This window comes from Novosphingobium sp. THN1, assembly GCF_003454795.1.
Taxonomy (GTDB): Bacteria; Pseudomonadota; Alphaproteobacteria; order Sphingomonadales; family Sphingomonadaceae; genus Novosphingobium.
This window is the reverse complement of record NZ_CP028347.1, coordinates 1596979-1622995: the sequence shown is the minus strand read 5'-3', so window position 1 is coordinate 1622995 and position 26017 is coordinate 1596979. Positions and strand designations below refer to the sequence as shown.

The window sequence follows — 26017 nt, the reverse complement described above, 5'->3', positions numbered from 1 at the left end:
AGAGAAGCCGACGCGCGCAATTGCGTGTGAGAATGGAGCGGGCGAAGGGATGAGCCAACCCTGAACTCAGCGATGCGGCGAAATAAGAGGCTGGAGCGGGTGAAGGGAATCGAACCCTCGTATTCAGCTTGGGAAGCTGCTGCTCTACCATTGAGCTACACCCGCGCGGCCGTGGAGGCTGCCTGAACCGGGGCTGCCGGATGCGCTGCCTCTGGCATGATCGAGGGGCGGTCGTCAACCTTGCGGCTGCGGTTCGCCGCATTTGCCCGATGCACGTGTCGGCTTGCCACTGAACGGTGTGCGCGATCAGCGTATGGCCCCTGCCTTGGTCATGCGCGAGTATCATCCGGTACAGCGCCAAACCCTTTTCGCAACCGCAAAAACAAAGGCGTTGACGAACTTTTGACATCTGTCCAGTCTTTGCCCTGACACCGCGTTCGACTCGTTGCGGACACGGCCTGCCAAGGGGGAAATCGCGACCATGACTTTGGCCGAAACTGCTGCCCGTGATCTTGCCACGGATGTTAGCCAGACTGGGGCAAAGCGCCCGCACCGTCGGCATCTTCTGCAATTCCTTGCCCTGACCGCGCTCCCTGCCTCGATCGTGCTGGCACAGTCCGCCAAGGAGCCGCCACGCGATCCTTCTAACCCGATGGAAACCGAGGCCGGCATCGCCATCAAGGATCCGCTGGTCGTCGAAAAATGCGGCACTTGCCATACCGCAGATGCGAAGGGCAACCTCTCGCGCATTTCCTGGGTGCGGACCACGCCCGAAGGCTGGGCACAGGTCATCCGCCGCATGGCCTCGCTCAACGGCCTGTCGATCACGCCCGCTGAAGCCAAGGCGGTGATCCGCTCGCTCTCGGCCAGCAACGGCCTTTCGCCCGAGGAAGCAAAGCCGGTTTCCTACCTGCCCGAACACCGCATCGTCGTGGAAAGCAATATCCCGAACGAGACGATCCGCCAGTCCTGCGCGGCCTGCCATGCCTTTGCCCAGCCGCTGTCTTGGCGGCGTTCCAAGGCGGAATGGAGCCTGCTGCGCAACTTGCACGTCGCCATGTATTCGCAGGCTGACGCGCAGTTTCGCAAGCCCGTGGAAGACCCGACGCAGCCTGTCCCCGCCAATGGCGCGCCCAAGCCGCTGCCGGTGGAAGTTGCGCTCGATTACATGAACAAGAACGCGCCGCTGATGACGCCCGAATGGACGAAGTGGCAGGCGCGGCAGTCGTCGGCCAAGCTCGGCGGCAAGTGGCTGGTCAACGCCTTCCTGCCCGGCAAGGGGCTTTATGTTGGCGAGATGATGCTGAGGCCCGCTGGCGCGGATGACGATTACACTACCACCATCACGCTGAAATCGCTGGCCGATGGCTCGACCCTCACCCGCAGCGGCAAGGGTCTGGTCTACACCGGATATTCCTGGCGCGGCACGTCGTCGAGCGGCCCTGCCGGGGCACGGCCAGATGCACCGCAGGACCATGAAACGCGCGAGGCGATGCAGTTCTCGCCCGACCGCAGGAGCGCGGAAGGCCGCTGGTTCTGGGGCGATTACACCGAGTTCGGCTTCAACGTAAAGCTGACCCGCGCCGCCGCGGAACCGACCGTCGTCGCCACTTGGCCCTACGCGCTTAAGGCCGGGACCAAGGGCGCATCGCTTAAGCTGATCGGCGATGCCTTCCCGGCAGGCCTGAAGGCTTCGGACATCGACCTCGGCAAAGGCGTGACGGTGACCAAGGTGGTTTCCGCCAGCCCGACCGAGGCGGTGCTCACCGTCGATGTCGCCCCCGATGCCACAGTCGGCGCGCATGACGTCGGCGTGGGCGGCTCGATCCTGGCCGCTGGCCTGCCGGTCTACAAAAAGGTCGATTACATCAAGGTCACGCCAGAAACCGCCATCGCCCGCCTCGGCGGCAGCGAGAAGCATACGCCCGGCTACCAGCAGTTCGACGCGCTTGGCTACGACGCCGGACTCGACGGCAAGCCCTACACGGCAGACGACGTCTCGCTCGGGCCCATCGACGTGACCTGGGCGATGGAGGAACTGCCGACGGTCTATTACGACGATGACGTCAACTACGTCGGCAAGCTCAGCCCGACCGCGCTGTTCACCCCGGCGATCGACGGGCCGAACCCCGAGCGCAAGTGGGGTCGCAACAACTATGGCGAGGTCTGGGTCGTCGCCACGGCGAAGTCCGAGAAGGACAGCCTCGGCAAGCCGCTGACCGGCAAGGCGTTCCTCGTCGTCACCGTGCCCGCCTACAAGCGCTGGGATCAGCCGGAGGTGGCCAAGTGACCACGACCCTCGCCCCCAAGTATCGCCGCGGCGACATCCACCTGTTCGAAGCCGATGGCGCGGGCTTCGTCTACCTTGCCTCCGCAGGGGCAATCTTCGCGCTGGATGAAGGCGCGGCCAGTGTCATGGCCGTGCTTGGCGAGCGCCAGATGGCCTATGGCGAGATGGTTGGTGCGCTGGTCGAGAAGGGCTATTCGCGCGCCGATGCCGAGGACCTGATCCGCGAGTTGCGCGCCGTTCGCGGCATCGTCTCGGACGAGATCCGCGAAGCTCCCCTCGCCCCGGCGGCTCCGCCCGAGGACTATCCGCTGCAGGCGCTGGTGCTCAACGTCACCAACCAGTGCAATCTTGCCTGCACCTATTGCTACGAATTCGGCGCCGACAAGATCGCCACGCCTGCGGGCAAGCCCAAGTACATGACGCTGGAAACAGCCAGGACCTCGGTCGACTTCCTGCTCAAGAGTTCGGGCGAGCGTGAGGTGCCGCACATCACCTTCTTCGGCGGCGAGACCTTGATGAACTTCAAGCTCCTGCGCGACGTGGTGCTTTATGCCAACGAAGCCGCTGCTGCGGCGGGCAAGCGCATGACCTACAGCCTGACCACGAACGCAACGCTGCTGACCGACGAGATCATCCAGTTCCTGTCGGATCAGGCAATCGGCGTGACCGTCTCGATGGACGGCCCGCCCGACCTGCAGGACCGCCACCGCGTCTACAAGAACGGCAAGGGCTCCTACGCGGTGATGGAGCCGCGCCTGAGGAAGCTCATCGCCGGGCACAAGACCCGCGCGATCACGGCCCGCGTCACGCTGACCGAAGGCGTGACCGACGTGATCCGCATCTACCGCCACCTCAAGGACGACCTCGGCTTCCACGAAGTCGGCTTCGCGCCGGTGACGGACTCCGGCCAGCAGGCCTACACGCTCGATGACGAGGGCATGGACACGGTCGTCGCCGCGTTCCACGAGCTCGCCGCCGAATGGCTCGCCTATGCCCTGCGCGGCGAGATGCATGGCTTCTCCAACGTCTCTGAGACGATCAGCGAGCTGATCCAGGGCACCAACAAGTCGCACCCCTGCGGCGCTGGCCTCGGCCTCGTCGGCGTCAGTCCTTCGGGCGACCTTTCGCCCTGCCACCGCTTCACCGATGCCGATACCCACGTGCTCGGCCACGTCACCACCGGGCTCGACAAGGAAAAGCGCACCGACTTCCTCACGCGCGGCCATGTCGGCGCAAAGTACGAATGCGCGTCCTGCTGGGCGCGCCCGCTCTGCGCCGGTGGCTGCCATCACGAGGCCTTCGTCCGCTACGGCGACACCGGCCACGCCAACCTGCACTACTGCGACTGGATCCGCGAATGGACCGAGGCCTGCCTGAAGATCTACGGCACCGTCGCCCAGCGAAATCCTGAATTTCTTGAACGCTTTGCTGCACGAAAGGGCTTGTCATGAAGCACCTGAAACCCCTCAACAAGAAGGCGCTGCGGATCGAGGAAACCATTTCTTCGACCGAGGAAGACGTGATCGCGCTACAGCAGAAACCGATGCACACGCCGATGGGCTGCTCGATCTCGTTCTCGCCGGGCTGGGAAGTCGATGCGGGCGGCGGCACGGCAGGCCTGTGCCAGCCGGCCGAGCGCGACATCTATGACTGCTACGTCACCTGCTTCTGGCCGGTGCAGGTTCCCGATCATGTCAACTACTCGCCCGACTGGGCCAGCAATTGCGCGACCGCGGCCAAGGACTGGCGCAGCCTCGACATCATCTTCCCCTGAGAGCTGCTGCTCTCTCGTGAAACGTCAGCATCGGAAGACCCGACCCATGAAGAAACTTGGTCTCGCGCTCCTGCCCCTTCTTGCGACCGCCGCCCCGGCGCACGCATCGACCGTGTTCATGGGGTCCTACCCCGACAAGATGCTGATCGTCGACGAGGCGACCGGCGAGATCAAGGACCGCATCACGCTGGCATCGGGCCTGCCCACCTCGATGCGCATCTCGAACGACATGAAGAAGATCTACGTCACCACGATCACCACCAGCGGCATCGAGGTGATCGACACGGCAACCAAGAAGGTGGTCAACTCCTTCAGCCTCAACACCCCGACCACGCGCTATCGCTTCGGCGGCGGCGTGCCCGATCCGACCGGTCGCTATTTCTACACGATGATCCAGAAGTTCGAGAAGCTGCAGGACCGCTGGACCGTCAGCCCGCAGATGTTCGGCGTGATCGACCTGACCAGGAAGGCGGTCGTCCGCACCGCCGACGTGCCCGACGAGGACGTGCGCAACGGCGCAGGGCGCGGCAACTACATGCTGTCGAAGGACGGCAGCACGCTGTTCCTGATCCGCGACAAGGTGCTGGTGGTCGATACCGCATCGCTCAAGGTCAAGGACCGGCTGGAGTTCTCCAAGCCGGAAGCAACCGGCATCGAAGGCGTCAGCTTCGGCGGCGGCGTGGAGGCACTGCGCAATCCCGATCAGTACGTCTCGATGTTCACGGCGCAGGACCCCTACATCCGCAACAAGGTCTATGGCGTGGGCCGCTTCGACCTTGTCAGCAAGAGCTTCGACTTCCGCCCGATCGGCCCCGCCCCGGTCGGCGGCGGCATGGCCGGCCTGCAAGTGTCCAAGGACATGAAGGAAGGCTGGACCGTCGTCACGCAGGAGAAGGTCGGCAACAAGCGCTGCGAGTTCTGGCACCTCGACCTGACCACCAACCTGGTCAAGAACAAGGCCGAGTTCCCCTGCCGCACCCGCTTCCAGTTCGGCATGTCGGGCGATGGCAAGCTGCTCTACATCTACGGCGCGAGCTACGACATCGAGATGTACGATGCGCAGACCCTGCAGCACGTCAAGACAATCGACCTCGGCAACGATACCACCGGCGCGGGGATGATCATCACGCAGTGACAGCTGACGTGCTCATGAGGGGGCAGGGCGTCGCGGTGGCTACGGCCGCGCACCTGCTGGACCGGGCCGGGTTCGCGTTTGCGCGCGAACCCGGCCTGCGCCGTCCTGTTCCGGTGATCATGCTCAGCGATCCAGCGCTGGCCTTGCTGCGCGATGTGTTCGGCAAGCCTGCGCTGTTTGCTGACAGGCCCCGGATCGAGCACCGGGTGGTGAAGTGGGGCAGCGCCGAGGCCGTCGCGATGCCGCACGGGGCAGTCGTTGTTTCGGAGGACGACCTTGCCGCGGCGCTCGATCCGACGGGCGGGTGCGATCCAGGGCAGGTGCAGCCTCGTTTCACGATCGAGGCGATGGCACCGTTTTCCTGCGGCAAAACGCTGCGCTTTGGTGAGCGGATTTCAGCGACCGCGCGGGTCACTCTGAAAGCAAATGCCCCCGCCCGCACCTGCTGGATCGAGGCCGTGGATGCAGGATGGCTGTTCCTGATCCCCGACGGCTTCGGACAAGCGTGGTTGCTCGCGGTCGGCGGAAATCCTCAATCGCTGGCACATGATGCGCCGCTGATCGGCCCACTGATCGACGCGCTGGAGCACACAGGCGGTCAGTTCGACACCAGCCCGCGCATGCTGGCGCAACTCGCCGGGGACAATTGGCTGGCCTGCGGCACCGCCGCCATCGCCTTTGACCCCATCTGCGGCGACGGCACCGCTCAGGCCGCGCGCGAAGGCATCCTTGCCGCCGCCGTGGTCGGAGCACTGGCAAGCGGAGAAGACCCCGCCCTGCTATCCACGCACTACCATTCGCTCCTGCTCGCCTCGCTGCGGCGCCACCTGCAACTGTCGCTGCCGTTCTACGCCAATGGCGGCGCGGGCCGCTGGTGGCATGAGCAATACGCCGCCGCCAAGGCGGGCTACGAGCAGACGACCGCTCTGCTGGCCAGGCTGCCGGAACCGCGCTTCGCACTTCATGGCTTCGATCTGGTGCGGCGCGAGCAAGCGGCATGACCGAGGCACCGAAGATTGCTCCGTGGAGCACCTACAAGCGCTTGTGGCCGTGGCTAAAGCCCTACGCCCCCGCCTTGTTCTGGTGCTGCTGGGGAGCCTTCTCGCCACCGGCCTCACCCTCGCCCAGCCGTTGATCTCCAAGCTGATGATCGACGAGGCGCTGCTGAAGCGCGACTGGCCGATGCTGGTGCGGATCGCCGGGCTTATGGTCGGCGCGACGGTGGGCGGCTTTGCCGTCAACGCGCTGGTGTCCTATCGCTACGTCTCACTCTCGGCGCAGATGCTGTTCGACATGCGCGTTGCCCTGCTGCGCCACCTCCAGCGCCTCTCCCCGCGCTTCTACGGTAGTTTCCGGTTGGGCGACCTGATGTCGCGCCTCAATTCCGATGTTTCCGACGTGCAACGCGTCGCCGGCGACACCCTGCTCTCGGTGCTCAGCAACTTGCTGTTCTTCGCAGGCTCCGTCGCCATGATGCTCTGGCTCGACTGGAGGCTGTTCCTTGTCGGCACTGTGCTCGTGCCCTTCGCGGTGATGAGCTTCCTCCACTTCCAGCGCCGCATGACCGATCTGACGCGCCAGATGCGCGAGCGCGGCGCGGACATCGGCAGCCTGCTCGCCGACACGATCCTTGGCATGCGCACGGTCAACGCGCTTGGGGCCGAGGACCATGAAGCACAACGCTTCGCTCGCGCAAACAGTGGCTTCGTCGCCACGATGCTGCGGATGCAGACCACCTCGTTCCTGACCGGTGCACTCCCCGGCACGATCGTCACCGCATCGAGCGCGGCAGTGATCCTCTATGGCGGCAAGCAGATCATCGATGGCACCATGACCATCGGCGCGCTGGTTGCCTTCATCACCTACCACGGCCGCCTGCTCGCCCCGGTGCAGGCGCTGATGGGCCTTACCGCCAGCCTTGCCACCGCGCGCGTGGCGCTGGCCCGCATCTTTGAACTGTTCGACACTGCGCCCGAAGTGACCGAGGCCGAAAAGCCTTGGCCCCTGCCACTTGTCGCCCGCGAAATCCGCCTCGAAGGCGTGACCATGCACCATGGCCGCGAGCCGGTGCTGCAGAACGCCAGCCTCGCCATCCCGGCAGGCTCGCTCACCGCGATCATCGGACCATCGGGCGCAGGCAAGTCCACCCTTGCCGATCTGCTGGTGCGCTTCCTTGATCCGGTCGGGGGCCGCGTAACCATCGACGGCGCGGACTTGCGCGATCTGTCGCTCGCAGACTTGCGCGCCCGCGTTCTGCTGGTCGATCAGGCGCCGTTCCTGTTCAACGCCACCATTGCCCAGAACATCGCTTTCGCCCGGCCCGAGGCGTCACCTGAACAGATCGCATCAGCCGCCAGCGCCGCCGGGCTCGACGCCCTGATCGCCCGCCTCCCCGAAGGGTTGGCCACCCGCACCGGAGAGCGCGGCCTTGCTCTCTCGGCGGGCGAGCGCCACCGCATCGCCATCGCCCGCGCCCTGCTGCGCCAGCCCGATGTGTTGATCCTCGATGAGCCCACCGCCGCGCTGGACGAGGAGACCGAGCGCGTCGTTGCGCTGGGCCTGCGCCGCGCCCTGCCCCATGCCACGCTGATCGTGATCACGCACAAGCCTGCCCTCGCTGAAATGGCGGACCATGTGATCCGACTGGAGGGCGGCAAGGCGCGCATCGAACCGCAGGTTACCGCGCATGGCTAGAATCGCGGTGATCGACAGCGGCGTCCACCCCACCCACCCGCACATCGACGCGGCGCGGCTCCTGCCCGGCTGCGCGATCCTCGCCGATGGCACGGTGCTGACCGACCCGGGCGAAGCGCTCGACAAGCTTGGCCATGGCACCGCCGTTACCGCCGCGATTCAGGAGCTTGCGCCGCAGGCCGAAATCCTGACCATCCGCGTCTTCCGCGATGGCCTGCGCGCCTCGGCCCGCGCATTGGCAACAGGCATCCGGCAAGCCCTCGAAGCCGAGTGCGACCTGATCAACCTCAGCCTCGGCACGGCAAGCCCCGCCCATGCCGAAGTCTTCGCCCTGTTGGCCGAGGAAGCGACAGACCGCGGCACCCTGATTGTCGCCGCGTACGAGGCAGACGGGCAGCCCTGCTGGCCGGGATGCCTGCCGCAAGTCCTCGGCGTCGGTCTCGACTGGGACCTGCCGCGCGGCACCCCGGCCCTTTGCGCCGACCAGCGCATGGTCATGGCCTCAGGCTATCCCCGCCCGATCCCCGGCGTCGAACCACGCCGCAACCTCTATGGCGTCAGCTTCGCCGTCGCGCAGGTGACCGGCTGGGTCGCGGCGTGCGGGCTGCGCCACCGGGCCGAGGCCATCGCCGCTTGCGCCGATTTGCGTACACCCCAAGGAGCCGGTGCCGACTAGGCTTGCGCCCATGATCCAGCCTTTGCGCGCGCCCTCGCCCCAGCAAGCCCTCGCCGAAGGAGAAGCCCTGCTGGCAAGCGCGCCGCACAAGGCGCTGACGCAAGCCGAAGCGATCCTGCGGCAGGCTCCGGGTTATCCGCCTGCAGAATTCCTCGCTGCGCGGGCGCTGCGCAAGATGGGCAAGGGCAAGCAGGCCGTCGCCAGGCTTGACGCCCTGGCGCGAGCGAATGGCCGGGTCCCCGCCGTGTTGTGGGAACTGGGCCAGGCCGCTGCCGAAGCCAAAGACACGCAGCGCGCAATCGCCGCCCTGCAGGCGCTGACGCAGCTGCAGCCGACGGTTCCCGGTGGCTGGTTCCTCCTCGCCAGACAGTTGCGCAAGGCAGGACGCACGCAGGACGCATGGCGGGCCGACCTGTCCGGCGTCCACGCGTCCTCGCGCGATACCGCCCTGCTCAAGGCAGCGGTCGCGGTGCAGGATGGCGATCTCGAGGGCGCGGACCGGATGCTCGCCGAACGTCTCGCCCGCGATAGCGACGATCCCCCGGCGCTGCGCCTCCATGGCGAAATTGCCTGGCGAAAGGGCGAGATGACACCGGCCATCGCGCGCGTTGAACAGGCCGTGGCCAGCGCGCCGGGCTTCGATCTCGCGCGCGATTTCCTGATCCGCCTCCTGCTCCAGACCAACCGCCTGCCCGAAGCGCTCGAACACGCCGAAGTGTTGCAGGCCTCGCCGATCCCCTCGCCCGGCCACAAGCTGATCCTCGCCTCGGTGCTGGTGCGCCTGGGCCATCAGGAGCGAGCGGCAGGCCTCTATCGCGATTTGCTCGCCCGTGATGCGGACCAGCCGCAAGTCTGGCAGAACCTCGGCCACGTGCTCAAAACCTTGGGCCGACAAGCCGAGGCAGTCGATGCCTATCGCGCCGCCGTCACCCGCCAACCGACCATGGGCGAGGCTTGGTGGAGCCTTGCCAATCTCAAGACGGTGAAGCTCGGGCCTGACGACATTGCCGCGATGAAGGCCGCCCTCGCCTCGCTCGAGGACACCGCCGACGAGCGCAAGGAAGACGTGTTCCACCTGCACTTCTCGCTCGGCAAGGCGTTCGAGGATGCCAGGGACCACGCCGCCTCTTTCGCGCATTACGACAAGGGCAATGCCCTGCGGCGCACGATGATCCTGCACGATGCCGATGCCTTCTCGGCAGAGGTTGAGGCGGCCCAGCGCACGTTCACTTCCGCATTCATCGCCACCATGGGAAACGGCGGCTGCCCTGCCCCTGATCCGATTTTCGTCGTCGGCCTGCCGCGCTCGGGCTCCACGCTGGTCGAACAGATCCTGTCGAGCCATCCGATGATCGAGGGCACGATGGAACTGCCCGAGATGATGATGATCGGGGCGCGGCTGCAATCGCGGGTCGACGAGGGCGAGTTTGCCGACTTCGCCGCGATGATCGCCTCGCTCACCCCGGCCGATCGCCAGCGGCTCGGCGAGGAATACATCGAGCGCACCCGCATCCACCGCCAGACTGACCGCCCGCTGTTCATCGACAAGATGCCCAACAACTGGCAGCACGTCGGCCTGATCCGGCTGATCCTGCCCAACGCCAGGATCGTCGACGCGCGGCGGCACCCGCTGTCGTGCTGTTTCTCAGGCTGGAAGCAGCACTTCGCGCGCGGCCAGACCTTCACTTACGATCTGACTGACATCGGGCGCTACTACAGCGATTACGTCGGCCTGATGGCAGCGTGGGACACGCAAGCGCCCGGCCACGTCCACCGCGTGATCTACGAGCGCATGGTCGCCGATACCGAAAGCGAAGTGCGGCGCCTGCTCGGTTACATCGGCGTGCCGTTCGATGCCGCCTGCCTCGAATTCTACAAGACCGAGCGCGCGGTGCGCACCGCCAGCTCTGAACAGGTCCGCCAGCCGATCTTCAGGGACGGGCTCGAGGCGTGGAAGCCCTACGAGCCGTGGCTCGGCCCGCTCAAGTCCGCGTTGGGTCCGGTGCTGGACAGCTACCCCGACGCGCCTTCCGTCTAAAGCCCTCTCCCCTTCAGGGGAGAGGGTTGGGAGAGGGGCGAGCGCCCGCCAAGCCATCGCACAAGCATCTCCCCTTCTCTTCAGAGGAGGGGGATCATGCACACCACCCCACCAAAAAGCCCCCACGGTTTCCCGTGGGGGCACAGTCGCTTTCGCAGGGTAAAGTCCTGGGAACCTCAGTACTTCTGGCCCCAGCGGATGCCGAAGAACTGCGGCTTGATGATGAAAGTGCGGGACGAGCCCGAGCAGAAGTCGATCGAACAGAAGGTGTTCTTGGTCAGCTGCCCACGCTTGTCGAAGGCGTTCTGCAGGAACACGTCGAGCGTCCAGCTTTCGGTCTTGATCCCGGCCGAGAAGTCGAAGCTTACGAAGCCCGGGGTGTTGCCGTACAGAGCGTTCTGGTCGACATTGAGGTCCTGCGTCGCGCCGGTCTGGTAAAGCGCGGCACCCTGGACGTAGAAGTCCTTGTCGCCCCAATCGCCGTCATAGCGCACCGACGTGGTGCCCTTGAACTTCGGCTGGCGCGGCAGGCGGGTGCCGTCGATGGCGGCGACCGATGAGGTCTGGCCATTGGTGCCCGGAACGGGCGTGCCGACAGCGCAGGTCGCGAGCTGCTTGATGGTCAGCGCCGCGCGGTCTGCTACGAAATTGCAGAAGTCGCCCTTGAGCTTGCCGTCGTTGAACGCGCCCGAGGTGGATATCGTGACCTTGCCGAGCTTCAGGTCGGCGTCGTACTCGATGCCCTTGACCTCGGCCTTGCCAGCGTTGCCGGTGTAGCCCGCACCCTGTGCACCAGCCACGACCACGCCGTACTGGATGTTGTTCCACTTCTCGAGATAGATCGCGGCATTGAGGCGGAACATGTTGTTCCAGGTGCCCTTGAAGCCGAGTTCGAAGTTGGTCAGCTCTTCGGACTTGAACGGCGGCGCGGCGACGACCACGCCCGGAAGCGTCGCGGTTGCACGGATACGCAGCGGACGGTTGTAACCACCCGGACGGAAGCCGGTCGAGTAGTTGGCGTAGATCATCTTGTCGGGCTGGAACTGCCAGTTCAGCGCCACCTTGTGCGTCTCGCCCTGCTCGCGATAGCGACCGATGCTTTGCGGATCGAGGCGGTTGATGTTGCGGCATTGCAGGCGCTCGGCCGGCAGTGGCAGCGGGCATCCCACCGAGTTCGTCGGCAAGTAGATCGACGGCGCATTCTGGGCTGACGCCGCAACGCCGGCAAAGCCCGTCACGTCATAGCGCGTCCAGAAATAACGGATACCGCCGGTCAGCTTGAGCTCGGGCGTGATGTTGTAGTGCCCTTCGGCAAAGACCGCATAGTCCTTCCAGTGGTTGGTCTGCTCGGTCAGGTAGAAGGCATCGCGCTTTACCGCGGGCGAGCCGAGCACCATCGTGCCGCCTTGGCTGACCGGAATGCCGAACCCTGCCGGGTTGCTGTCACCACCGCCCGACTGCGTGTAGCCGACGATGTCGGCCAGACCGTGGATACCGTAGTCGTTGTTGATGTCGTTGGTCTGGTGGTGAAGGAAACCACCGATGGTCACGTCGAACGGCCAGGACTTCGGCGTAGTCAGGCGCACTTCCTGCGTGAACTTCTTCTCGTTGCGAAGCCCGCTGTAGAACTGCGTCGGATTGATCAGGCTGCTGCACTTGAGCGAGGCGCCGGAACCGGTACAACCGTTCTTGCTGAAGAACTGCAGGTAGTTTTCGTAGCCCGGGCCGAAGCCATCATACGTGACGGTGTAGTAGGTGTAGTCGTTCAGCAGCTTGATCTGGCGCTGGTAGTAGCCAGTGGCCGAGACCAGATCGAAGTCACCGATGTGGCCATGGATGCTCAGCGCGGCCTGATAGAACCTGTCGTTCTGGCTGGTCTTGTCATAGTCGTGCACCTCAAGGTCGCCCACGCGGGGATCGAAACCGAAGTAGCCGTTGGCGATCTGCTGCTGGGCGGTGATCTGCGGCATGATATCCCAGCCGTCGAACGGCTGCCACAGCACCTGAAGCCGCCCGCCATAGCCCTCAATCGTGTTGTAATCGTCCTGCGCGATCGACGAGTTGTCGAGTGTGAAGCTGGTGTTCGGGTTGTCGTCGCCGAGCGTCAGGACCGAGGGGCGACCATCGTTGAACTTGCCGTTGTTGGGCGTGTTGTCGATGTAGCCGCCATCGCGCCGGTAGAAACCCATCGCGCGGATCGCCAGCGTATCGGTAACGGGCAGGTTGATATAGCTCTGGTACTGGCCGCCGAAATCGCCCTTGCCGTACTTGTTGACCTCGGCATCATAGCCGAACTCGAACTTGTCGGGATTGGGCTTTTTCGTGATGAAGCGGATCGTACCGGCCAGCGAGCCTGCACCGTAGAGCGTGCCCTGCGGCCCCGAGAGCGCCTCGATGCGCTCAAGATCGTAGGCCATGATGTCGGGCAGGCCAGTCCCGGTGATGGGGATATCGTCGATATAGTAGCCCACGGATTCACGCCCGCCGCCCGCCGGCACAATCCCGCGGAAATAGGGCGTGTTGCGGCCCGGCCCGATGCCGGCGAAGGTCACAGACGGCAGGAGCGAGGCAAAGTCGGTCAGGCCCTTGACCTGGCGCTGGCCAAGCGTGTCGGCGCTCAGCGCCTGCATCGAGATCGGGACTTTCTGGATCGAAGTGGCAGTGCGCGTCGCGGTCACCACGATCTCGCCCAGGCCCTGCTCCTCGGCAGCCTGCGGTTCGGCAGCAGGAGCGGCGGCTTCCTGAGGCTCGTCGGCGGCGCGGGCGACGGTGGGCAGGACCATCGTCGAAAGGATGGTCGAAACGCCCAGCGCCCGCATGGCTTTGGATTTGAACCCGATCTGCTTCTTCATCTCGTCAACCCCCTGTTATGGCTGGCCCGGACAGGTCTGACCCGGCCCTTGCTTCTCCCCGTGCATCCATCCCCAATTCCATTGCGCATCTTCCCCACATTGCACCGCAACATGGCCGGACCGCCGCACAGACGGCCCCGATGAAAAGGCAAAGCATCCCCGCCAGCCGAAGACAGCAGCGTCTCCGGCCCCGTCGCGTCGGCGCGACAGACATCAGGTTGTCAGCAATACCCCTTCGACCGGCGCGGCCTTTTGACCATTCCATGACGCCTGTCCGGGATTGATAATGCTGCAGAGCAACATGGAGTCAACGCCCTTTTGGGCAGGTGGCTCACCCTTTTCGGATCGAGGCCAGAAACCCGTTGACGCACATAGCAAACGGCGCCCGGATCACTCCGGGCGCCGTTTCGGACAACAGCAAGGTTTTGCGCTTACCAGGTGCCGGTGTTCGGCATGCTGGCCCATGGCTCCTGCGGCGGCAGATGGCCCTCCTGAAGCAGTTCGATCGAAATGCCGTCAGGCGATTTGACGAAAGCCATGTGCCCGTCGCGCGGGGGCGGTGCACGATGTGGCCCGCATCCATGATGCGCTGGCAGGTCTCGTAGATATTGTCGACGCGATAGGCGAGATGGCCGAAATTGCGCCCGCCGCCATAGACTTCGGCAGGCGATCCGTCTTCCGGCGGCCAGTTGTAGGTCAGCTCGACCTCAGCGACGCCCTCCTGTCCGGGAGCGGACAGGAAGATCAGCGTGAAGCGTCCCTGCTCGCTCGAGAAGCGGCGCGTTTCCTTGAGACCGATCAGTTCGAAAAAGGCGATCGTCGCGTCCGGGTCGGTCACGCGGATCATGGTGTGGAGAAACTTGGTCAAGGCTAGGGATTCCGTTCAAAAGCGGTTCATCGACAGAATCGCACAACTCGTCGCAGGCAACCAGGCCCGGGAGATGGCGATGCAGGCTGAAGATAGTGACGACGCGACGGAAACCCAAGGGCGCGGCTCACGTATCCTGCCGCAGGGTGGAATGGCGCTCCTGCCGGTCGCGATTCTGGCGGCCGGACTGGTCACCGGCGGCTGGTTCATCGGCGACGGATTCCGCCGCGCCAAGGTTGCCGATCGTTCCGTCACCGTGCGCGGCCTTGCCGAACGCGAGGTAACCGCCGATCTTGCCACATGGACCCTGGCCTATTCCGCCACCGCGCCCGACCTTGCCAGCGCACAGGCCAGCGTCGACCGCGACAGCCAGGCGATCCGCGCCTTCTTCAGCGAACTCGGCTTCCCCGCAGACGCGCTGCAGCCGACCGGGGTCAACGTCCAGACGATGACCAGCGACGGCGTCGTCAGCTTCTCGGTGCGCCAGCGCATGACCTTGCGCACCACCGATATCGCCCGCGCGCAACGGGCAGTGAAGCGCCAGTTCGATCTGGTGCGGCGCGGGGTGATGCTCGAGGAAGGCTCGGGCATGGCCTATACCTTCACGCGCCTCAACGCGATCAAGCCCGAAATGGTCGCCGCCGCCACCAAGGACGCACGCGCCGCCGCCGAACAGTTCGCGCGCGACAGCGGCGCCTCGGTCGATGGCATCAAGACCGCAAGCCAGGGTTATTTCGAGATCACCGCGCGCGATGGCGATGGCGGCGGCTGGGGCGTGTCGGACACGCCATACAAGAAGGTCCGGGTGGTCACGACGATCGACTTCTACTTGCGCTGATCCGGCCGGACTGCGGGCCGGACTGCGGGCAAGCCCCGAGGGCCTCGGCAACGCATTGCTTGGCAAAGGTGTTGCATGAAGCACAGGCCGGGGCCATATCGCGCGCTAACGAGGATCCATGTTCAACAAGCTTCGCTCGCTGTTTTCATCTCCTGTCGCCGAAGAGCCCCTGCCGCAGCAGGCCTCCCTGCCTGCCGGGAAGCGCGTCTATGCGATTGGCGACATCCACGGACGGCTTGACCTGTTCGAGCAGCTGCTCGCCCGGATCGACGCCGACGATGCGTCGCGCGGGGCTGCCGACACGACGCTGATCCTGCTCGGCGATCTGGTCGATCGCGGCCCCGACAGCCGCGGGGTGATCGAGCGGGCAATGCAGCTCATGGCCACCGGCAAGGTCCGCATCCTTGCCGGCAACCATGAAGAGATGATGCTCGGCAGCCTGCGCGACGAGGAAACGATGCGCCATTTCCTGCGCCACGGCGGCCGGGAAACGCTGTTCAGCTATGGGTTGCGGGGCGAGGAATACAGTCGCGGCAATCTCGAAGAGATCATCGAGCGGGCGAATGCACTGGTTCCCCCGATCACATTGCCTTCATGCAGGCGATGGAAGACCAGATCGTCATCGGCGATTACCTGTTCGTCCATGCCGGCATCCGCCCCGGTGTGCCGCTTGACCGGCAGATGACTTCGGACCTGCGCTGGATCCGCCGCGAATTTCTCGATCATGCCGATCCGCACGGCCACCTTGTCGTGCATGGCCACACGATCACCGACGAGCCGGTGCTGAGGCACAACCGCATCGGCATCGATACCGGCGCCTTTGCTTCCGGCAAGCTCACCGCCTTGGGTTGCGAGGGAGATCGGCGATGGCTGCTGACAGCTTTCATCGCACCGCAGGAACGCGAAGCCGCCTGAGCCGTTGAGGCGCTGCACTTCGCTGCAATGCAACAATTTTTGTTATGTGTTGCAACATCGCCACGGCTTCCGGAAAATGGCCGGAAACGGGCCGACTGCGCAATCTTTGGATACGCGCAGGCAAACTCCACGACAGTTTTTTACGCAGGCGCAAACCACGCCGCCGCATTGTCGTAACCTCGTCATTATAGTGTCACCTGAGACCGGTTTGGAGCCAAGGCAAGGGCCGCTAAGGCCGCTCGCGAAGGTTCGGCGCACCGGGTGATTCCCGCTCCGGCCTAAGCATACGGCGGGGAACAACCGCGCCACAAACCGCGCCACACGGCGCCTTGAAACGGGGTCAGATAATGCAGATGAAGTTCCTGGTCGCAGCCTCGACCATTGCTCTCGGTAGCGCCGCAATGGCCGGCGCAGCCCACGCCCAGTCTACCGGTTCGGTCGACTTCGAACAGCCGATCATCGTCACCGGCACCGTCGCCAAGTCGGTTGCAGGCGTCGAAACGCCGAACACGACCCGCGCCAAGCAGGTGCTCGACCAGGCCATCATCAGCCGCCAGGCACCCGGCCAGTCGATCAACGACATCATCAACCTCGTTCCCGGCGTCAGCTTCCAGAACAACGACCCGTTCGGTTCGGCCGGCGGCACGCTGACCATCCGCGGTTTCGACAGCACGCGCATCTCGCAGACCTTTGACGGCCTGCCGCTGAACGACACCGGCAACTATGCGCTCTATTCGAACCAGCAGCTTGACCCCGAGCTGATCGAACAGGTCAACGTCAACCTCGGCTCGACCGATGTCGACAGCCCGACTGCCGCCGCTTCGGGTTCGACCGTCAACTACCGCACCCGCAAGCCGACCGAAGACTTCGGCGTGCGCATGGTCGGTTCGGCCGGGCGCTTCGATTTCATGCGCGTGTTCGGCTCGATCGACACTGGCAATCTCAACGCCTCGGGCCTGCGTGCGTTCATCGCCGCCAGCTCTGCCACCAACGACACCATCTTTGGCGGCATCGGCGAGATCGACAAGAAGCAGATCAACGCCCGCATCTTCCAGCCGCTGGGCGACAATGGCGACTTCATCTCGATCGCCGGTCACTACAACCGCAACCGCAACAACTTCTTCGGTTCGGTCAACCTGCGCAGCGACACCTTCCCCGACACCAAGGCCGAGCGTGACATCCAGACCGCGCGCTGCACCATTCCGGCGCCGGTAGCTGGCGTTGAAGATAAGGCTAGCAGCTGCGGTTCGGCCTTCGACTATCGCTACAACCCCTCAAACACCGGCAACATCCGCATCAATTCGCGCTTCACGCTGGCCGACGGCCTCGTGCTGACCGTCGATCCGAGCATCCAGTATACGAAGGCCAACGGTGGCGGCACGCTGATCGCCAGCGAAGGCCTCACTCCGCAGGGCCTGTCGGGCTTCATCCAGGGTTCCAGCTCGAACCCGAACTACTTCGCCGGCGTCGACCTCAACGGCGACGGTGACATTAAGGACACCGTGCGTGTCCACAGCCCCAGCCAGACCCAGACCTGGCGCCTCGGCGTCATCTCGTCGCTGCGCTACGATATCGACGACAGCAACACCGTCCGTCTCGCCTATTCCTACGATCGCGGTCGCCACCGGCAGACGGGTGAAGCAGGTCTGCTTGCCCAGAATGGCTTCGGGGCCGATTTCTTCCCGGTCGACAACCCGATCCTCGCCAAGGACGGCTCGCGCCTGCAGAAGCGCAACCGCCTGTCCTATGCGATCCTGCATCAGGTTTCCGGCGAATACCGCGGCGAATTCAAGGATCTGACGGTGACCGCCGGTGTCCGCATGCCGTTCTTCCGCCGCAATCTGACCAACTACTGCTTTGCGACGTCGGCAACCGGCAACGTCGCCTGCTTCGGCACCGATGCTGCCAACGCCACGTATGACGCGGCAACCACCTTCCAGACCCCGCAGCAGCGCATCTTCAACTACTCGAAGCCGCTGCCGACCGCCGGCTTCACCTACCGCATCGGTTCGAGCGCCAGCGTGTTCGGCAACTACTCGAAGGGTCTGCAGGTGCCGGGTACGGACAACCTCTACCAGTCGTTCTTCTACGCTCCGGATCGTGCCGAAGCGAAGCCGAACCCCGAAACCTCGCACAACTTCGACCTCGGCTTCCGCGTCCGTTCGGGCCGCGTGCAGGCGCAGGCTTCGGGCTGGTGGACGATCTACAACAACCGTCTGGCCTCGGCCTACGACGTCGATCTCGACGCGACGATCTATCGCAACCTCGGCCGCGTGGACAAGTACGGCATCGATGGCTCGATCTCGTTCATGCCGGTCGACCAGTTCAGCCTCTACCTGTTCGGTTCGTACCTGAAGTCGAAGATCAAGAACAACGTGGTCACCGGCGAGACGAAAAACTCGAACGGCGAGACCGTTCCGGTCTTCGCCCAGACCGCCGGCAAGCGTGAAGGCGGTGCACCGGTCTACACCTTCGGCGCCCGCGCCCAGGGTGAAATCGGCCCGGTCTCGCTCGGCGTCCAGGCCAAGCGCACCGGTCCGCGCTACGTCAACGACCAAAACCTGCCGATCACCTCGGGCGGTTCGGTGGTCTATCCGAACAAGACCCCGGCCTACACGCTGGTCGATCTCGACGCCAAGGTCAGCCTCGAGTTCCTCGGCCTGAACGACAAGACGTTCTTCCAGCTGAACGTCCTCAACGTGTTCGACGAAGTCTATGTCGGCGGCTTCAGCGGCACCGCAACCTCGACCAGCAGCGTGCCCTTCGCCCAGATCGGCGCACCGCGCACGGTGATCGGCTCGATCAGCGTCGGCTTCTGATCCGACGGCACGGTTGAACAAAACGGCGCGGGGTGGGGAAACTCACCCCGCGCTTTTTTCATCTTGGGCCGGTTCGTTGGCGCTGGTTCCAACGGCTGCTATCGCGGCTGAAAATCCAAAAGCTGCCTGTCAGGACACGACGCCGTTGTAGTCGTTCGACCTGCCTGCCAAACTCGGATGGGTGAACAGTTTCCCGAATAACGACACGAGAGAGAATAGGTGATCTGGCTTATAGGTCTGACAGGAGCCATGCTAGTCGCTTGGGCAGGTTATCAGTTCATCAGATTACTGCGTTGCGGCGAGATCAGCGCCATGCACTATCTGCGCCTAGACGCGACCATCGATGACCCACCTGCCTGGTTGTGGTTGATTGCGCTTGTAAACGGTGCCTACGGTGTCCTGGGGCTGGTCATGATGGCTGATGCGCTTAGTTCGTGACTACAGAACCGCTGGGCCGATGATGTCCGTTTTTCACCCCTTCCCAGCCATTCGCGCTATCGCGCAGATACGCCGAAACCGGTCGTAAGCTTACAGACGAAACCAACCGCCCCACTCAGCCCACCCTCAATTATAGACACACGCGTCCAGCGCCCCGTTCTTCACCACCCGGACCTGGCGGGCGATCGAATTGCCGTGGCGCCGGGTGAAGCCGCCGGCGCCGTTGACTTCGCGCTCCTTGGGCAGTGGCAGCACGGCGGCAATGCGCGCCGCCTCGACCGGGCTCAGCTTGCGCGCGCTCTTGCCGTAGTAGCGCTGCGCACCCGCCTCGACGCCATAAGTGCCGATGCCGGTCTCGGCGACGTTGAGGTAGACTTCCATGATCCGGCGCTTGCCCCAGATCGTCTCGATCAGCACGGTGTACCAGGCTTCCAGACCCTTGCGGAAATAGCCGCCGCCCTGCCACAGGAACACGTTCTTGGCGGTCTGCTGGCTGATCGTCGAACCGCCGCGGATGCGCCCGCCCTTCTGGTTGCGCTTGAACGCCTGCATCATCGCCTCCTGATCGAAGCCGTTGTGCTGGCAGAACTTGCCGTCCTCGCCCGAAATCACCGCGGCCACCATGTCGCGGTCAATGTCGCCCAGCGGGGTCCAGTCCTTGGTGATGGAATGATCGTCCATCAGCATGGTCAGCGTGACCGGCACCGGCACGAACTTGTAGATCACCACTTGCACGACCGAGATGAACAGGAAGGCGGCAATCAGCCGGGCAAGAATCCAGCCGATGCGCCCGATGATTCCGGAGCGTCGGCCAGTGGTGGTGCGGGGGTTCTTCAGGTCCTCGAGCATGGACCCAGCCTATCCGCGCCGCACCCGGTCTGGCAACGCCTTGGCAGACCTGATCGTCAACTGCTCTGCGAATAACGATGCAGCCGGTCGGCCAGCCGCGCCACCGATGGCACGACGATGCGCCGCCCTTCGCGCGTGACCAGCCCTTCCTTGATCAGCAGCGAGAATTCGCGCGTCACGGTTTCGCGGTTGGTGCCGATGCGGGCGGCAAGTTCGGCCTGAGTCGGAATGCGATTGATCGTGGCGGCGCCGGACTGGTCCGGCTCACCCGCCAGCCGCAGCAATTCGGCCTGCAGGCGCGGCCCGACGCCCATCGTCGAAAGCTCGTAGATGCGGTTGGTCAGGTAGCGGACCTGGTGCGAGAGGTACCGCGCCAGCCACAGCGACAGGACCGGCTCCACGCCCAGCAGGCCGGTAAAGGTCGGCCCGGGAATGACCAGCAGCGTACTGTTCTCAGCCGCGACCACGTCGGCCGAGCGCGGCTCCCCGTCGATCGCGGCCAATTCCCCGAACATCTCCCGCGCGCCGATGGCCCGGAGCACCGTCTCGCGCCCCTGCGCCGAAACGAGCGAGACGCTGACGCTGCCTTCCAGCACGACGTAGACGTCGGTCGCTGGCAGACCCACCGCAAGCAGGACCTGCCCCTTGCGCACGCGCATCTGCCGCCCGTGAAGAGCAAGAACTGCCTGGACATCATCCGGCACCATTAGGATCGAACTGGACACAGATATCACCGTTCCCGCGGCATCTCACGGCGAAGGCTTAGAGAATGTGCGCCAAATCACAAGGGGCCGGTGCGCTGGCCGACGGACGCCTCACGCGGGCGGACGGCATAGAGAGCGGCCCGACACTTCCACCGTTCCCAGCCTGTTGCCGGGGACGAACGACCGAGGCCAATGCAGCGCTATCTCATCTGGAAATCCGGCCCCGGCCCCCTGCAGGTCGAATTCCGGCGCGTGGGCGAGGCCATACTGCGCCCGTCGCTGCAGATCGTCACGCCGACCGGTTCCGATCCCCTGCCCCGGCAGGACGATTGCGATGTCGCGCGCTTTTCGCTTTCAGACGAGGATGTCGACCGCGTGCTTGCGGCACGGGGCGCTCTGCGCCCGCCCTGCCTGATGCTGCAATGCGATGCCTTTCTCGGCCTCGCATGCGACCAGCGCCGCTGGGGCTGGTCCATCCGCGTCTCGCGCCAGGGCGAGGCGCTGCCATGCTATGACCTTGACGGCACGGCCCTGCCGCTGCGCCGCGATGGCTTTACCCGGGCGCAGTTGCAACGCATCCCGGAACGCTCGGGCATGGCGCGCAGCCACCAGATCATCGGCCTGTCATGACCGGCTGTGCGACAGCACATGCCGAACCTCCCTGCCGATTCTCGTTGCGATTCAGTCAACAAACTGAATATCTGCCATCGTCAGTCGGTTCGGCGCGAGATTCGACCGGACTGTCATGGGGGCGAAAGACAACAAGGTGCGGGCCGAGGGACTCGATACTGCCACCGGACAACCGGTGCAGCCGATTGCCGGGGAAGCGAACGGGCGGGTGCCCTCGCTGTCCGGCGATGTCGAGGCCGTGCGCTTTGCCACCGTGCTTTTCGCCGATATCGTCGGCTCCACCCGGCTCATTTCCGTGCTCGATCCGGAAGACGCCCGCGACGTTCTTGACAGCACGATCAGCCTCATCCGCAAGGCGATCCACGATTTCGACGGCATGGTCGTGCGCGTACAGGGCGATGGCGTAATGGCCGTGTTCGGCGTGCATCCGGCGGTGGAGGACCACCCCTTGCGCGCCGCGCTTGCTGCACGCGCCATTGTCGAACGCATGCGCAGCGGGCCTTCGGGCATTCTTCCGGCACCGCGCGCACGCGTCGGCCTCCATTCCGGGCCGATCCTGCTGCGCCGCCAGGACAACGATTTCGGCAGCATCCTCGATGTCGTCGGCCACGCCACGCACGTTGCCGGGCAGATCGAAAAGCTCTCGCCACCGGCAAGCGTGGCAATTTCGGCCACTACCGTTTCGCTGATTGCCGAATCCTGTCAGCTGCAGCCCCTCGGCACGATCACCAGCGAGATCGACCAGCGCGGCGAAGCGGTCTTCGAACTCACCGCGATTGATCTTGAAGGCGGTGACCGCATTCCGGTGAAGGGCAACGCCACCAGCCCGCTGATTGGCCGCGATGTCCAGCTCGACGCGGTCAAGGCGCTGGTTTCGGGTCAGGCGGGCGCCGCATTGTGCATCGTCGGCGAAGCCGGGATGGGCAAGAGCCGCCTGCTTCTGGAAGGCGCGCGCCTCTCGGCGGGCTTCGGCGTGACGACGCTGGTGGTCCGTGGCAACGCCCTGCTCGCGCCGGTGCCGTTCGGTTGCCTTGGCGGTCCTGTCCGCCATCTGATGCAACTGTTGCAGCCCCTGCTGGCCGACGTGGCATCGGCCGCAGCGTTGACGGCAGACCAGGCCGAATGCCTGCAGGGCCTTATCGACAATGGCCAGAAGTGGCTGGCCCATCTCGCTCCGGGCGACCGTAACCGTATCGCCACGCAGACGATCCTGCGCCTGTTGCAGCTGGCCGTAGTCCACGTTCCCCTGCTCCTGCTGGTCGACGATGGCCAGTATCTCGATCGCGAAAGCCTGTCGGTGCTCACCGGCATCAGGGATGGCCGCATCATGACGATGCTTCTGGCCGGACGGCCGGAAGCGCTCACCAGCCTCGCCCAATGCTGCGATCAGGTGATGAACCTCGAACCGCTCGGCCCCCGCGCCGCACGCAGCCTTGTCGCGATGATCAACCGCTTCGCTCCGCTTGATGACGATACAATTGAGCGGATTCTCGACCGTGCCCAAGGCCTGCCGCTCGCCCTGCAGGAATTCGCGGTCAGCGCGCAAGGCGAGGACGGCACAGAACCGGCCGAACTGTCGGCCCGCATCCCGGCACGGCTCGATGCCCTGCTTGGCGCCCGCCTCGCCGCGCTTGACGATGATGCGACGCGCCTGTGCCAGTTCTGCGCCGCACTTGGGCCGATCTTCCCGGTAAGCCGACTGCAGAACGGCGCTGCCCTCGTCTGCCGCAACCCTTCCGGCGCCATCGCGCGGCTGGTCGAAGCGCGCGTGGTGGAATTCGCCGTGGCCAACCAGGCGCGCTTCACCCACCAGCTTGTGCAGGAAGCGGCCTATCGCACCATGCCCCGCCGTCGGCGCACCATGATGCACGCCAGGGCGCTCGAACTGCTCGCCGCGCAAGCCTCGTCATCGCAGGAGGCCGAGGTTGCCAGCCATGCCGAACTTGCGACCCACGCCGAGAAGGCCGGCCTGCCGCAGCGCGCTCTCGGACATCTCTGGGATGCGTGCCAGCAGGCATTGAGCCTCGCCGCGATCGATTCGGTGCGCCAGCTCTACCTGCGCGCGCGTGAAATGGCGGCACGCCTAGAACCGGCCGCTGCCGCGATGGAACGGGCACGCTTCTCGCTGCTCGCCTTCGATACGCTGCAGCAACTCTCGCAAGAGCAGATCACGCGCGAAGACATGGCGCTTCTGGCCGAAGGCACCGTCGACATGGGCCCCGGCATCCGCACCGTGGCGCGGATCAACATGGCCGTGCTCGACTGGATCGATGGCGCCCCACTTCAGGGCGAGGCCTGGCTCGCCCGCGCCGAGGCCGATCTCGATGCGCATGACAGCTTGCCCCGCCGGACCTATGCCGATCTCGTCGCGGCCTATCTCGCCTTCTCGCAAGCCCGCCCGCGTGCGGCAATCGCGCGGATCGAACGTCTGGGCAACCGGCTGGACGATGGACAGCGCGGATCGACCTTCGGCGCGGTGGTGGTGATCCCTCACGTCCTCGCCCGCGCTTTCGGCGCGTGGTATCTTACCGATCTGGGTGAAATCGCCAAGGCACGCTCGTGGGTGGCCGAGGCGCTCAACCTTTCGCGCCGCTATGCCCACGCCTATTCCCGACTGCTCGCCGATCTCGCCCATGGCTACCTGCATTTCCGCGAGGGCAGGTTTGAACGGGCCCTTGGCATATTGCGCGGCGCCTATGCCGATTGCCTGCACCATCATTTCCTCGGCTTCGAACCGGCCAGCGCAAGCTGGCTTGCCCTGACCCTGATCGAACTCGGCCAATTGCACGAAGCCGAAGCCGTGCTGGCGGAATCGGTCGCGCGTGGCCACTTCCGGCAGGTCCGCACTTCTGCGACCTACTACCTGCACGAGGCCCGCGCCCGCCTCGCCATGGCGCAGGGCAAGGTGGTGCAGGCCGCCGACCTTGCCGCCGAGGCTCTCGAACACAGCCGCTCGTGCGGAGAAGCGATGCACGAACTGCACGCGCTGGTGCTGTGCCGCGAGGTCGAGGCGCATACCGGGATGGCCGTGTGGGGCGCGCAGGATGTGCCGACCGCCGATCTCGTCAGCAGGATCGACGAACTCGGCCTCGCTTGCCTGCAACGCCGGCTCGTCGCCATCGAGGATCGCATCGCATGAACCAGCAGGCCGTGCTTGCCGCAGCGTCAGCCCGGTTGTTCCAGCCGGGTGCGCCCGCGCTGCTCCGCTGCGCCGAGCTGGACAAGAACGGCGTTCGTGTCTTCGCCGCCGCAAGGCACGACGTGGTCAGCGCCCTGCTCTGCGAAGAGGACACGTTCTCTCTGCAGCAGTACGACGACTTGCTCGAACAGGTCCTGCCCGGCACGCGCTACCTGGTGGGTGAGAACGACGCCAACCGGCAAGTGCGCCTCCGCCAGCTTCACGCCGCGCAAGGCTGGTTGAATGCCCGCATCCCCGGCGTGAACCCAAGCCTTCCGCCCAATCTCGATCCCGGTTTCCGCGGCTGGATCGCAGCCATGGCGCGCGAGGAAGCTACGCATCTTCTCGACCGTTACCAGTCGCGCGCGCGCACTGGCGAGACCATCAACTTCGTCCGCGAATATGCCTTCCTGCTCTCCTACCGCATGGCGCGGCGGGTTCTGGGCGTGCCTGCACCCGCCAAGGTGCCATGGCCGGTGCCGCTGCTGCTGTTTGCCCGGAACCTGACGAGACCCGGCCCCGCCCTGCGCCGCAGGGACGAGCTGGGCGATGCGCTCAGCGCCCTGTTCCTGCAGGTGCCGCTGTTCGGCCATGTCTTCGGAACCATCACCACCAGCACCGGAGCGATGCCGTGGCTCGCCGGGAAGACCGCCAGCGTCGGCCTCGCCGCCATCGACGATGCGCTCGACATGCCGCAAGTGGCGCCCGAAACCAGCCTGCTCAGCGCGCTTGTCGCGGTGCAGCCGCAGTTCCCCGAAGTCGCCGACTACCGCCTGCAGGCGCGCAGCGTCCTGTTCGAATTGACCGGCGCGCTCGTGCTGATAGTCGGCAAGGTGCTTTCGGAAGTGGCCGCCTTCAGCGCCTCGGAGCGTGGACGCGCAGCGGGCATCCCTTGGCCCGCGCTGGTGCAGCGGCTGGGCGATCCCGCGCCAAGGCCCGAAGCGCGCGACGCCACAGTCGCCGAAATGCTGCGCCTTGCTGATACCAGCCAGCTCGTCCGCCGCGTCCGCCACGATTGCACCTGGCGCGGGGAACAACTGAAGGCCGGTGACCGCATCGTTGCGCTGGTCGGCGCTGCAGCGCACGACGAGGCCGCATTCCCCCAGCCGCACCGCTTCGCTCCCGATCCGGCGCGCCCCTACATCACCTCCGGCCCGCTGCAGGGGCCCCATGTCTGCTACGGCCGGGGCATTGCCTGGACCATCATTGCCGAGGCCATTGCCGCCACCGCAGGGCGCATCGAACCCGCCTCGAACGCCAGCCTCGGCACCTTCCTCGGCCTGCCCGACGACCTGAGCTTTACCGCCATCCCCTAATTA

General features: G+C 65.2%; 18 protein-coding genes, 1 tRNA gene and 1 pseudogene. 15 read left to right on the top strand and 5 right to left on the bottom strand.

Annotated elements, in window-relative coordinates:
- Positions 1 to 91: 91 nt before the first annotated feature.
- Positions 92 to 165 (bottom strand) — tRNA-Gly (locus tag C7W88_RS08035).
- Positions 166 to 481: 316 nt separating this feature from the next.
- On the opposite strand from C7W88_RS08035, the gene peaA reads away from it, so the two are divergent.
- Genes peaA through C7W88_RS07995 form a run of 8 tightly spaced genes read left to right on the top strand, consistent with a single transcriptional unit; the run spans position 482 to position 10607 of the window.
- Positions 482 to 2290, top strand: a complete 1809-nt coding sequence (gene peaA / locus C7W88_RS08030) for a quinohemoprotein amine dehydrogenase subunit alpha (RefSeq protein ID WP_118073149.1) — start codon at positions 482 to 484, stop codon at positions 2288 to 2290.
- Complete coding sequence (gene peaB, locus C7W88_RS08025; RefSeq protein WP_118073148.1) at positions 2287 to 3741, top strand: quinohemoprotein amine dehydrogenase maturation protein; 1455 nt, start codon at positions 2287 to 2289, stop codon at positions 3739 to 3741. Before peaA ends, peaB begins: the two co-directional genes overlap by 4 nt.
- A complete protein-coding gene (gene qhpC, locus C7W88_RS08020; protein ID WP_109796883.1) occupies positions 3738 to 4064 on the top strand; it encodes a quinohemoprotein amine dehydrogenase subunit gamma in 327 nt (108 codons plus the stop codon). Before peaB ends, qhpC begins: the two co-directional genes overlap by 4 nt.
- Before the next feature lie 46 nt (positions 4065 to 4110).
- Positions 4111 to 5199 (top strand): YncE family protein, encoded by a 1089-nt coding sequence (locus C7W88_RS08015; protein WP_118073147.1) that lies wholly within the window; start codon positions 4111 to 4113, stop codon positions 5197 to 5199.
- 14 nt (positions 5200 to 5213) lie between these two features.
- A complete protein-coding gene (locus C7W88_RS08010) occupies positions 5214 to 6200 on the top strand; it encodes a hypothetical protein (RefSeq protein WP_118073146.1) in 987 nt (328 codons plus the stop codon).
- A 49-nt stretch (positions 6201 to 6249) separates the two neighbouring features.
- Positions 6250 to 7893 carry an ABC transporter ATP-binding protein gene (locus C7W88_RS08005; RefSeq protein WP_240344883.1) on the top strand — a complete coding sequence of 548 codons (1644 nt, stop codon included), beginning with the start codon at positions 6250 to 6252 and terminating at the stop codon, positions 7891 to 7893.
- Positions 7886 to 8569 (top strand): S8 family serine peptidase, encoded by a 684-nt coding sequence (locus C7W88_RS08000; RefSeq protein ID WP_118073145.1) that lies wholly within the window; start codon positions 7886 to 7888, stop codon positions 8567 to 8569. The genes C7W88_RS08005 and C7W88_RS08000 overlap by 8 nt, the downstream gene beginning before the upstream one ends.
- 10 nt (positions 8570 to 8579) lie before the next feature.
- Positions 8580 to 10607 carry a tetratricopeptide repeat-containing sulfotransferase family protein gene (locus tag C7W88_RS07995; RefSeq protein ID WP_118073144.1) on the top strand — a complete coding sequence of 676 codons (2028 nt, stop codon included), beginning with the start codon at positions 8580 to 8582 and terminating at the stop codon, positions 10605 to 10607.
- A gap of 176 nt (positions 10608 to 10783) precedes the next feature.
- On the opposite strand, the gene C7W88_RS07990 is transcribed toward C7W88_RS07995, so the two are convergent.
- Entirely contained in the window at positions 10784 to 13459 is a 2676-nt protein-coding gene (locus C7W88_RS07990) for a TonB-dependent receptor (RefSeq protein ID WP_240344882.1), read from the bottom strand.
- Positions 13460 to 13890: 431 nt separating this feature from the next.
- Positions 13891 to 14327: pseudogene (locus C7W88_RS07985) on the bottom strand (VOC family protein).
- A gap of 151 nt (positions 14328 to 14478) precedes the next feature.
- Between C7W88_RS07985 and C7W88_RS07980 the strand changes: the two are divergent.
- The 4 genes from C7W88_RS07980 (at position 14479) to C7W88_RS07970 (ending at position 18899) form a co-directional block, all read left to right on the top strand.
- A complete protein-coding gene (locus C7W88_RS07980; RefSeq protein ID WP_162896160.1) occupies positions 14479 to 15165 on the top strand; it encodes an SIMPL domain-containing protein in 687 nt (228 codons plus the stop codon).
- 118 nt (positions 15166 to 15283) lie between these two features.
- Positions 15284 to 15850, top strand: coding sequence for a metallophosphoesterase (locus C7W88_RS07975; RefSeq protein WP_370073216.1), 567 nt, complete (start codon positions 15284 to 15286; stop codon positions 15848 to 15850).
- The gene (locus tag C7W88_RS24690; protein WP_370073215.1) at positions 15769 to 16080 is read left to right on the top strand and encodes a hypothetical protein; all 312 of its coding nucleotides are present in this window, start codon (positions 15769 to 15771) and stop codon (positions 16078 to 16080) included. Before C7W88_RS07975 ends, C7W88_RS24690 begins: the two co-directional genes overlap by 82 nt.
- Before the next feature lie 353 nt (positions 16081 to 16433).
- Complete coding sequence (locus C7W88_RS07970; protein WP_118074655.1) at positions 16434 to 18899, top strand: TonB-dependent receptor; 2466 nt, start codon at positions 16434 to 16436, stop codon at positions 18897 to 18899.
- A 564-nt stretch (positions 18900 to 19463) separates the two neighbouring features.
- On the opposite strand, the gene mtgA is transcribed toward C7W88_RS07970, so the two are convergent.
- Together mtgA and C7W88_RS07955 are read right to left on the bottom strand one after the other, a co-directional pair.
- Complete coding sequence (mtgA, locus tag C7W88_RS07960) at positions 19464 to 20186, bottom strand: monofunctional biosynthetic peptidoglycan transglycosylase (RefSeq protein ID WP_118073142.1); 723 nt, start codon at positions 20184 to 20186, stop codon at positions 19464 to 19466.
- Between the two features lie 56 nt (positions 20187 to 20242).
- On the bottom strand, positions 20243 to 20845 hold the full coding sequence (locus C7W88_RS07955; protein WP_162895955.1) for a Crp/Fnr family transcriptional regulator: 603 nt from the start codon (positions 20843 to 20845) through the stop codon (positions 20243 to 20245).
- Between the two features lie 237 nt (positions 20846 to 21082).
- Between C7W88_RS07955 and C7W88_RS07950 the strand changes: the two genes are divergently transcribed.
- The 3 genes from C7W88_RS07950 to C7W88_RS07940 all read left to right on the top strand — a co-directional run bounded on the left by C7W88_RS07950 (position 21083) and on the right by C7W88_RS07940 (position 26014).
- Positions 21083 to 21520 carry a hypothetical protein gene (locus C7W88_RS07950; RefSeq protein WP_118073140.1) on the top strand — a complete coding sequence of 146 codons (438 nt, stop codon included), beginning with the start codon at positions 21083 to 21085 and terminating at the stop codon, positions 21518 to 21520.
- A 115-nt stretch (positions 21521 to 21635) separates the two neighbouring features.
- Positions 21636 to 24659, top strand: a complete 3024-nt coding sequence (locus C7W88_RS07945; protein WP_118073139.1) for an adenylate/guanylate cyclase domain-containing protein — start codon at positions 21636 to 21638, stop codon at positions 24657 to 24659.
- Positions 24656 to 26014 (top strand): cytochrome P450, encoded by a 1359-nt coding sequence (locus C7W88_RS07940; RefSeq protein WP_118073138.1) that lies wholly within the window; start codon positions 24656 to 24658, stop codon positions 26012 to 26014. Before C7W88_RS07945 ends, C7W88_RS07940 begins: the two co-directional genes overlap by 4 nt.
- Positions 26015 to 26017 lie beyond the last annotated feature (3 nt).

Excerpts from the sequence above, each read along its gene's own strand:
- peaA (WP_118073149.1), top strand. The coding sequence starts at position 482 with ATGACTTTGGCCGAAACTGCTGCCCGTGATCTTGCCACGGATGTTAGC.
- qhpC (WP_109796883.1), top strand. The coding sequence starts at position 3,738 with ATGAAGCACCTGAAACCCCTCAACAAGAAGGCGCTGCGGATCGAGGAA.
- C7W88_RS08015 (WP_118073147.1), top strand. The coding sequence starts at position 4,111 with ATGAAGAAACTTGGTCTCGCGCTCCTGCCCCTTCTTGCGACCGCCGCC.
- C7W88_RS08010 (WP_118073146.1), top strand. The coding sequence starts at position 5,214 with ATGAGGGGGCAGGGCGTCGCGGTGGCTACGGCCGCGCACCTGCTGGAC.
- C7W88_RS08000 (WP_118073145.1), top strand. The coding sequence starts at position 7,886 with ATGGCTAGAATCGCGGTGATCGACAGCGGCGTCCACCCCACCCACCCG.
- C7W88_RS07995 (WP_118073144.1), top strand. The coding sequence starts at position 8,580 with ATGATCCAGCCTTTGCGCGCGCCCTCGCCCCAGCAAGCCCTCGCCGAA.
- C7W88_RS07990 (WP_240344882.1), bottom strand. The coding sequence starts at position 13,459 with ATGAAGAAGCAGATCGGGTTCAAATCCAAAGCCATGCGGGCGCTGGGC.
- C7W88_RS07980 (WP_162896160.1), top strand. The coding sequence starts at position 14,479 with ATGGCGCTCCTGCCGGTCGCGATTCTGGCGGCCGGACTGGTCACCGGC.
- C7W88_RS07975 (WP_370073216.1), top strand. The coding sequence starts at position 15,284 with ATGTTCAACAAGCTTCGCTCGCTGTTTTCATCTCCTGTCGCCGAAGAG.
- C7W88_RS24690 (WP_370073215.1), top strand. The coding sequence starts at position 15,769 with ATGGAAGACCAGATCGTCATCGGCGATTACCTGTTCGTCCATGCCGGC.
- C7W88_RS07970 (WP_118074655.1), top strand. The coding sequence starts at position 16,434 with ATGAAGTTCCTGGTCGCAGCCTCGACCATTGCTCTCGGTAGCGCCGCA.
- mtgA (WP_118073142.1), bottom strand. The coding sequence starts at position 20,186 with ATGCTCGAGGACCTGAAGAACCCCCGCACCACCACTGGCCGACGCTCC.
- C7W88_RS07955 (WP_162895955.1), bottom strand. The coding sequence starts at position 20,845 with ATGCGCGTGCGCAAGGGGCAGGTCCTGCTTGCGGTGGGTCTGCCAGCG.
- C7W88_RS07950 (WP_118073140.1), top strand. The coding sequence starts at position 21,083 with ATGCAGCGCTATCTCATCTGGAAATCCGGCCCCGGCCCCCTGCAGGTC.
- C7W88_RS07945 (WP_118073139.1), top strand. The coding sequence starts at position 21,636 with ATGGGGGCGAAAGACAACAAGGTGCGGGCCGAGGGACTCGATACTGCC.
- C7W88_RS07940 (WP_118073138.1), top strand. The coding sequence starts at position 24,656 with ATGAACCAGCAGGCCGTGCTTGCCGCAGCGTCAGCCCGGTTGTTCCAG.